The organism is Brevibacterium sp. UCMA 11754 (assembly GCF_021532275.1).
GTDB lineage: Bacteria > Actinomycetota > Actinomycetes > Actinomycetales > Brevibacteriaceae > Brevibacterium.
On sequence record NZ_JACBOT010000025.1, the window covers coordinates 222,545 to 230,218 of the forward strand.

Consider the following 7,674-nt stretch of genomic DNA (forward strand, 5'->3'; position numbering starts at 1 on the left):
CTCCTCAGTCCTGGGCCAGACGAGCGAGCCTGCGCCCGGCCAGGTGGGCCAGGAACAGTGCCTGATCGGCCAGTCCCTCGTCGCTGTGACGGGCTCGGGGCGAGTGGTTGGCTTCGCGCTCCTCGACGGGCAGGTTCGGCAGGGCCACACCGAAGTGGCCGTACGCGCCGGGGACCTGTTCGAGCACGCGGGAGAAGTCCTCGGAGCCGGGGATCGGGTTCGGTCGGACAACGGCGCGGTCTGGTCCGAAGAGATCGGCGAAGGTTTCGAGGAAGAAGTCGGCTTCGTCGTCATTGTTGATCGTCGGTGGCAGCACTCGCTCGTAGTCGACCTCGGCATCCAGTCCGTGGGCGGCGACCAGCTCGGTGACCAGCTGCGGCAATTCGGCCTCGGCTCGTGTGGTGACCTCATCGGAGAAGGTGCGGATGCTGACGACGAGCTGCGCGAAGTCGGGGATCACGTTCGGGGCGGTGCCGCCGTTGAACTGGCCGACGGTGATGACCAGGGGGTCGAAGATGTCGAAGCGCCTGGTCACGTATTCCTGGAGCTGACCGACGAGCATCGCACCGACCTGGATGGGATCGCGGCCGGTTGCCGGGCGGGAGGCGTGGGTGCCTTTGCCGCGGACGGTGATGGACATCTTCGAAAACGCCGCCATGTACGACCCTTGTCGGCAGTAGGCGACGCCGAGGTCCTGGTCTGCGGAGACGTGAATGCCGAAGGCAGCCTTCACCCTGGGACCCGCGGCATCGAGGACACCCTCCTCAATCATCTTCCCGGCCCCGTCATAGCCTTCTTCGCCGGGCTGGAACATGAAGACGACGTCTCCGGGCAGGGAGTCCCGGTCACGGTGGAGAAGTTTGAGGGCACCGACCAGGCCGGTCGTGTGCAGGTCGTGGCCGCAGGCGTGCATCCGCCCGGTCGTGGCCGCGAAGTCGAAGCCTGTCGCCTCCGGCACGGGCAGGCCGTCCATGTCTCCGCGCAGCAGCACTGCGGGGACGACACCGGTCGAATCCTCGGCGCGCTGACCACCGCGGAGGACGACGACAAGCGAGGAGAGTCCGTTGCCCTTCGTCACCTCGATGTCGAGGCCTTCGATTGCGTCGAGGACAAGTTTCTGGGTGATGGGCAGATCAAGCCCCACCTCGGCGTTCTCATGCAGTGCCCGGCGCAGAGCGACCAACCCGTCCGCGATGTCCGCTGCGTCCTCAGCGGTGGGCAGGTGGATGTCGAGGGCGGTCTCGGTGTGGGAGGTGTCGGTGTTGGAAGGAGAGCTCATGGCTCGAGTCTATTCCCGTTCTCTTTGAGGCTGCCTGTCCACCAAATCGTCGACAGGGTGCGTGTCACTTAGCCGGATACCCTGAGCTGCACCCACTAACCGTCTTGCTCAGCTTGCGGGACTGTTTTCTCGACGATTTGGTCGAACATAGCTTCCAAGGGCTGGAAATCCTGCTGATCTGTCGCGATACGTGAGGCATGGTCGTTAGTCACACCTGTGACTCGCTGCCAGTCAAGGTTCCATCCTGCGTCGTGTGCGATGCGGCTGAACATGAATCGCTGTGTTCGACCGTTGCCTTCTCGAAACGGGTGAATATAGTTGAACTGGTCGTAGTGATGGGCGAGACGCGAGACGAACTGGTCCCGACTGAGCCCTTTGAGATCGTTGTCGTTGTGTAGATCCTCGGCCGCGTGCTGCCCTCCGCGATGAACGAAGGACACCGGTATGAATGGGGTCGCTCCCTCGATGGGCTTACGAATGTCAACAGTGCGGATCTTCCCTGCCCAATCGTAGAGGTCCTGAAATAGGTGCCGATGAATGGCGGACAGTTCAGTCAGGTCACCCGTCGGCTCAGGTGGGGAAATGAGAAGCTGAATCATCCGGGCATAAACGAGGTCGCCCTCGGCCATGTCGAGAGCGACCTGAGACTGTGCGTTGACCTTGTTGCGCAAGATCCCTGTCGCGGGATCTATGTATGGGTCAGGAAAGGCCATGCCGTGCGCGGGTTCGAGCCACAAGCTCATCGGCGTCGATGGCTCCGTCGATGTAGCTCTCGGCGTCCGCTTGAGTTTCGGTGGTGACCGAAAATCCTTCCATCTCGCCGCTGTGGGCACTTTCAGCAACGTGGGCAGCGCGAACCGCCTGACCGACGCTCGTGAGAGTTGTCATCGTGAAACCGACCTTCCCGCTAGTCAATGTTTCCACCATTGATTTTACCAGTTGGAGTGCAAGTACGGCAGGCTTCACGTTTTGCTGCTCTCATGATTTGCGCACGGCTTTTGCTGCCAAAATCTCGGCATCTTTCCCTCTTCGCCACTGAACCACTTTCGATGTCTCGAACAAGCACAGAGGCCGAGCTGCTTGCACGGTTCCGGCTTCGACCTCAGCCGAAATGCTCAGCATCCCATTCCACGCTGGGACTCAGCGATGGCCCGTCACCTTCGACGATGACGAAGGTCATGGTGAGGTTCGCATCATGGGTGATGGAGAGGTGGATGTTCGTGGCGCCGATGCGGTGGAAGTGCTCGAGCACCAGCCCTCGCAGGCGGAATGAGGGCGCACCGGACCTGGCGGGGACCACCTCGGCGGATTGCCAGGGAAGCCACCCGGGGAAGCCGATCGCCTTCTTCAGAGCCTCCTTGGCGGAGAATCTCGCTGCCAAGGAGGCATCCGTCCGGCGTCTGCCGGTGCGCCCCCGCTGTTCGGCAGGGGTGAGCAGCCGATCGAGCAATTCTGGGACCCGCTCGATGTGCTCGGCGAAGCGCGGCACATCTGCGATGTCGGTTCCGATTCCCAGAATCGCCATATCTCTCCCCTTTTCGCACGCCTCCCGCTGGGACACGTGATCCGGTTGTCGTGGTCTGCCTACTCCACGGTCACGGATTTGGCCAGGTTGCGTGGCTGATCCACGTCGAGGCCCTTGGCCGTGGCCAGTTCCATCGCGAAGATCTGCAGCGGAACCGTTGTCAGCAGCGGCGCCATGAGCGTCGTCGTCTGGGGAACGTAGATGACCTCGGAGGCGAACTCGCGGACCTCTTCATCCCCTTCCTCGGCGATGACGACGGTGTTCGCGCCGCGGGCCCGGACTTCCTGGATGTTCGAGATGACCTTGGCGTGCAGCGAATCGCGGCCGCGCTTGCTGGGCACGACGATGATGACGAGCTGGCCGTCGTCGATGAGTGCGATCGGCCCGTGCTTGAGCTCACCGGCGGCGAAGCCCTCGGCGTGGATGTAGGCGAGCTCCTTGAGCTTGAGCGCACCCTCCATGGCCACGGGGAAGCCCACATGGCGGCCCAGGAACAGCACAGAGCCGACGTCCTGGTTGCGACGGGCGAGCTCGAGCACCTGCTGCTTGCCGTTGTCGAGGACGCTCTGAACCTTCTCCGGGATGGTCTGCAGCTCTGCGAGGATGGTGGTGATCTCGTCGCGGAACTTGTTGCCCCGCAGCTGTGCCAGGTAGAGGCCCAGCAGATAGCAGGCCACAACCTGGGACAGGAAGGCCTTCGTCGAGGCGACCGCGATCTCCGGACCGGCGTGCGTGTACAGTGCGGCATCGGATTCGCGGGGAATGGTCGAGCCGAAGGTGTTGCAGATGGCGATGACCTTCGCGCCCTGCTGACGTGCGTGGCGCACGGCCATGGTCGTGTCCATGGTCTCTCCCGACTGGGAGATCGCCACGACGAGGGTCTTCTCCGTCACAACAGGGTCACGGTAGCGGAACTCGTGGGCGAGCTCGACCTCGACGGGCACGCGGCACCAGTGTTCGATGGCGTACTTGGCGACCTGGCCGGCGTAGGCTGCGGTGCCGCAGGCGATGACGACGATCTTGTCGATGGTCTTGAGCACCGTCTCGTCGATGTGCATCTCATCGAGGGTGAGCTTGCCGTCGATGTCGAGGCGGCCCAGCAGGGTGTCGGCGACGGCCTGTGGCTGGTCGTGGATCTCCTTGTCCATGAACGAGGGGAATCCGCCCTTTTCCGCAGCAGCGGCGTCCCAGTCGACCTCGTACTGCACACCGTCGACCTCGTTGCCGTCGTTGTCCGTGATGACCACTGAGTCCGGGGTGATGGTCACGACCTGGTCCTGACCGATCTCGACTGCGGTGCGGGTGTAGTCGATGAAGGCGGCGACGTCGGAGCCGAGGAAGTTCTCTCCCTCACCCAGGCCGATGACCAGGGGCGAGTTGCGGCGTGCGGCGACGACCTGTCCGGGAGCGTCGGCGTGGACTGCCAGCAGCGTGAAGGCGCCTTCGAGCTGGGTGGCGGTCACGCGCATGGCCTTCGTCAGGTCGCCGGTCTCCTGGAAGTTCTTGGCCAGTTGAGCGGCCGCAACCTCGGTGTCGGTCTCTGACTGGAATTGCGCACCGTCGGCGGTGAGATCGCGCTTGAGCTGAGCGAAGTTCTCGATGATGCCGTTGTGGATCAGCGCCAGCTTTCCACCGTCGGCCACATGCGGGTGGGCGTTGAGGTCGGTCGGTCCACCGTGGGTGGCCCACCTGGTGTGTCCGATGCCGGTCTGGGCCTTCGGCAGGGGGTTGACCTCGAGCTCGTCGGTCAGCGCCGAGAGCTTGCCCGCCTTCTTCGCGGACTCCAGATCACCGGCGGGAGTGACAAGGGCGACTCCCGCAGAGTCATAGCCCCGATATTCGAGCCGTTTCAGTCCGCTGAGCACCACATCGAGCGCCGAGTGATCAGCATTGTCAACGTCTGCTTTGGATACATAACCAACGATTCCACACATGAGTGGAATTTTACGCAGTCGAGTCAAGAAACGTGGAATCGACCTACCCGACCACCACCTCGGCGATCACGAAGGGCACGTTCGGAATCTCACGGACCACCTCGGCGAACCGGCCCGACATGACGCATGACACAATTGTGCCCATGTCTCATGTCGATCCCATCCTTGACCGCGCGCGACGCCTGGCCGGCCTCAATACAGGACGCAAACCCGAGGTCGAACCGACGTCCCCGTTCTGGGAGTTCGACCGCGACGTCTGGGGCACCCTGGCCCAAGCCACTCCCCTGCCGCTGAAGCAGCGTGACATCGAACGTCTGCGCGGTCTGGGTGATCGAATCAACCTCGACGAGGTGGCTCAGGTGTACCTGCCCCTGTCACGGCTGCTCAACCTCTACGTCTCCGCCCGCCGTGCCAAGCACGATATGACGAGGGAGTTCTTCTCCCCATTGCACGAGATCGGGCTCGAACCGCAGGAGGCCAAGCGCACCCCCTTCGTCATCGGCGTGGCCGGGTCCGTCGCCGTCGGCAAGTCGACGACCGCTCGTGTCCTGCGCGAACTCCTGGCCCGCTGGCCCGACACCCCTCGCGTCGAGCTCATCACCACCGACGGCTTCCTCTACCCGAACGCCGAACTCGACCGCCGACGGCTCACAGGGCGCAAGGGCTTCCCTGAGTCCTATGACCGGCGCAAACTGCTGCGGTTCATCTCCGCCGTGAAATCCGGATCCCCCGAGGTGCGTGCCCCCGTGTACTCGCACCACACCTATGACATCGTCCCCGGCGCCGAGGTGGTTGTCCGCTCCCCCGATGTCCTCATCGTCGAAGGCCTCAACGTCCTCCAGCCCGCCCGGCCCCGCAGCGACGGGACCCTGGGCCTGTCGATCAGCGACTACTTCGACTTCTCCGTCTATGTCGATGCCCGTTCCCGCGACATCCGACAGTGGTACATCTCCCGCTTCCTCAAGCTCAAGCACGGTGCCTTCCAGGACACGGACTCCTACTTCCACCGCTATTCGAAGCTCGACGACGACGAGGCGATCACCCTGGCCACGGAGATCTGGGATTCGATCAACTTCCCAATCTGCGTGAGAACGTCCAGCCCAGCCGGGGGCGTGCCGACCTCGTGCTCCACAAATCGGATGACCACACGATCCGCAAGGTCCAGCTGCGCAAGCTCTGAATGGTCGGCTGCTTCACGGTGGAACTTCGCCCTGAGCTGATTGCGAAATAGATCTGCAGGTTCGGAGGTTGAAGTCTGTGAACATTCGGACCTGCCCGGGAAGGGCCGGGTGAGGGAGGCGACGAGATGAGTATGCAGTCAGCGCACAGGGTGATGTACACCTCGGTGTCGAGTAAGAGGACTCCGCAGACCTCGATCAAGCCGGGCACCTACCGTCGCATCGCCTCGTTCGCGACCAGGCACAAGAAGAAGCTCATCGTCTTCCTCACACTGTCCGTCGGCACGGCCGTCATCGGCGTCCTCAACCCCGTCCTCGCCGGTGACGTCGTCAACGCGATCACCAGTGGCGGACCCGTCGAGACCGTCATCTGGCTGGCCGTGGCGATCGGAGGTCTGGCGATCGCGGACGCCGCGATCTCGATCTTCAACAGGTACCTCTCTTCGCAGATCGGCGAGGGTCTCATCTTCGATCTGCGCACCGCGGTCTACGACCATGTGCAGAAGATGCCGATCGCGTTCTTCAATCGCACCCGCACCGGGGCCCTGGTCTCCCGTCTGAACACCGATGTCATCGGAGCCCAGCGTGCGTTCTCCAACACGCTGTCGGGCATCGTGTCGAACTTCGTCTCCCTGGTGCTGACCGTCGGCGTGATGGTCACCATCTCCTGGCAGGTCACCGTCATGTCGATCCTGCTGCTGCCGCTCTTCATCATCCCCACCAAGCTTCTCAGCGGAAAGCTCGCCTCCCTGCAGTTCCAGGCCGCAGACAACTCTGCAAGCATGTCGACGCGGATGACCGAACGGTTCTCTGCGGGAGGTGCGACCCTGGTCAAGCTCTTCGGCAACCCCAAGACCGAGAACGAGGAGTTCTCCGACCGTGCCGCTCAGGTCCGCGACATCGGCGTCAAGGTGGCCATGCTGCAGTCGACGTTCGTGTCTTCGCTGACGCTCGTCTCCGCCCTCGCCTTGGCCCTCGTCTACGGCATCGGCGGTGCCCAGGCGGTCGTGGGCAATCTCAACGCCGGCCAGGTCGTCACCCTCGCACTGCTCCTGACCCGGCTCTATACGCCGCTGACCATGCTGGCCAACGCTCGCCTGGACATCATGAGCGCCGTCGTCAGCTTCCAGCGCGTATTCGAGGTCCTCGACTTGGTCCCCCTCATCAAGGAACCCAAGGCACCGAAGTCACTGCCCTCCGGCGGTCTTGACGTGACGTTCTCTAACGTCGACTTCGCCTACCCCAGCGCCGAACAGGTCAGCCTCGCCAGCCTCGAGGACGTCTCTGTGCTCGACACCAGAGGCGGCGACGAGGTCCTGCACGCCCTGAACTTCACGATCCCAGCTGGGCATACCGTCGCCCTGGTCGGCTCCTCGGGCGCTGGGAAGTCGACGATCGCCTCGCTGCTCCCCCGTCTCTACGACGTCACCTCCGGGTCGATCACGATCGGTGGGGTCGACGTGCGCGAGCTGTCGGCCCAGACGCTGCGCAGCACCGTCGGCGTGGTCACTCAGGACGGGCACGTGTTCCACGAATCCATCCGGGCGAACCTGTCCTTGGCGAAGCCGGGGGCCACGGATGCCGAAACTGTATGAGGCCATCGACGGCGCGCAGCTCCACGACGTCATCGCCTCGCTGCCGATGGCCTGGACACGATCGTCGGTGAGCGCGGCTACAGACTCTCCGGTGGTGAGCGTCAGCGTCTGACGATCGCTCGGATGCTGTTGGCCGCCCCAGAGGTCGTCGTCCTCGATGAGG

The 7,674-nt window shown here is 63.5% G+C and carries 5 protein-coding genes and 2 pseudogenes; 2 read left to right on the forward strand and 5 right to left on the reverse strand.

Annotated elements, in window-relative coordinates:
• Positions 1 to 4: 4 nt before the first annotated feature.
• The 5 genes from HX613_RS14725 to glmS form a co-directional block, all read right to left on the reverse strand.
• Positions 5 to 1,279, reverse strand: a complete 1,275-nt coding sequence (locus HX613_RS14725; protein WP_235346000.1) for a M20 metallopeptidase family protein — start codon at positions 1,277 to 1,279, stop codon at positions 5 to 7.
• A gap of 95 nt (positions 1,280 to 1,374) precedes the next feature.
• Complete coding sequence (locus HX613_RS14730) at positions 1,375 to 1,950, reverse strand: Fic/DOC family protein (RefSeq protein ID WP_235346001.1); 576 nt, start codon at positions 1,948 to 1,950, stop codon at positions 1,375 to 1,377.
• Between the two features lie 28 nt (positions 1,951 to 1,978).
• Entirely contained in the window at positions 1,979 to 2,167 is a 189-nt protein-coding gene (locus HX613_RS14735) for a hypothetical protein (protein ID WP_235346002.1), read from the reverse strand.
• Positions 2,168 to 2,381: 214 nt separating this feature from the next.
• Positions 2,382 to 2,804 carry a holo-ACP synthase gene (locus HX613_RS14740; RefSeq protein ID WP_235346003.1) on the reverse strand — a complete coding sequence of 141 codons (423 nt, stop codon included), beginning with the start codon at positions 2,802 to 2,804 and terminating at the stop codon, positions 2,382 to 2,384.
• 59 nt (positions 2,805 to 2,863) lie between these two features.
• On the reverse strand, positions 2,864 to 4,738 hold the full coding sequence (gene glmS, locus HX613_RS14745; RefSeq protein WP_235346004.1) for a glutamine--fructose-6-phosphate transaminase (isomerizing): 1,875 nt from the start codon (positions 4,736 to 4,738) through the stop codon (positions 2,864 to 2,866).
• Between the two features lie 143 nt (positions 4,739 to 4,881).
• Between glmS and coaA the strand changes: the two are divergent.
• Positions 4,882 to 5,918, forward strand: a pseudogene (coaA, locus tag HX613_RS14750) (type I pantothenate kinase).
• A gap of 153 nt (positions 5,919 to 6,071) precedes the next feature.
• Positions 6,072 to 7,674 (forward strand): annotated as a pseudogene (locus HX613_RS14755) (ABC transporter ATP-binding protein); the annotation flags it as partial.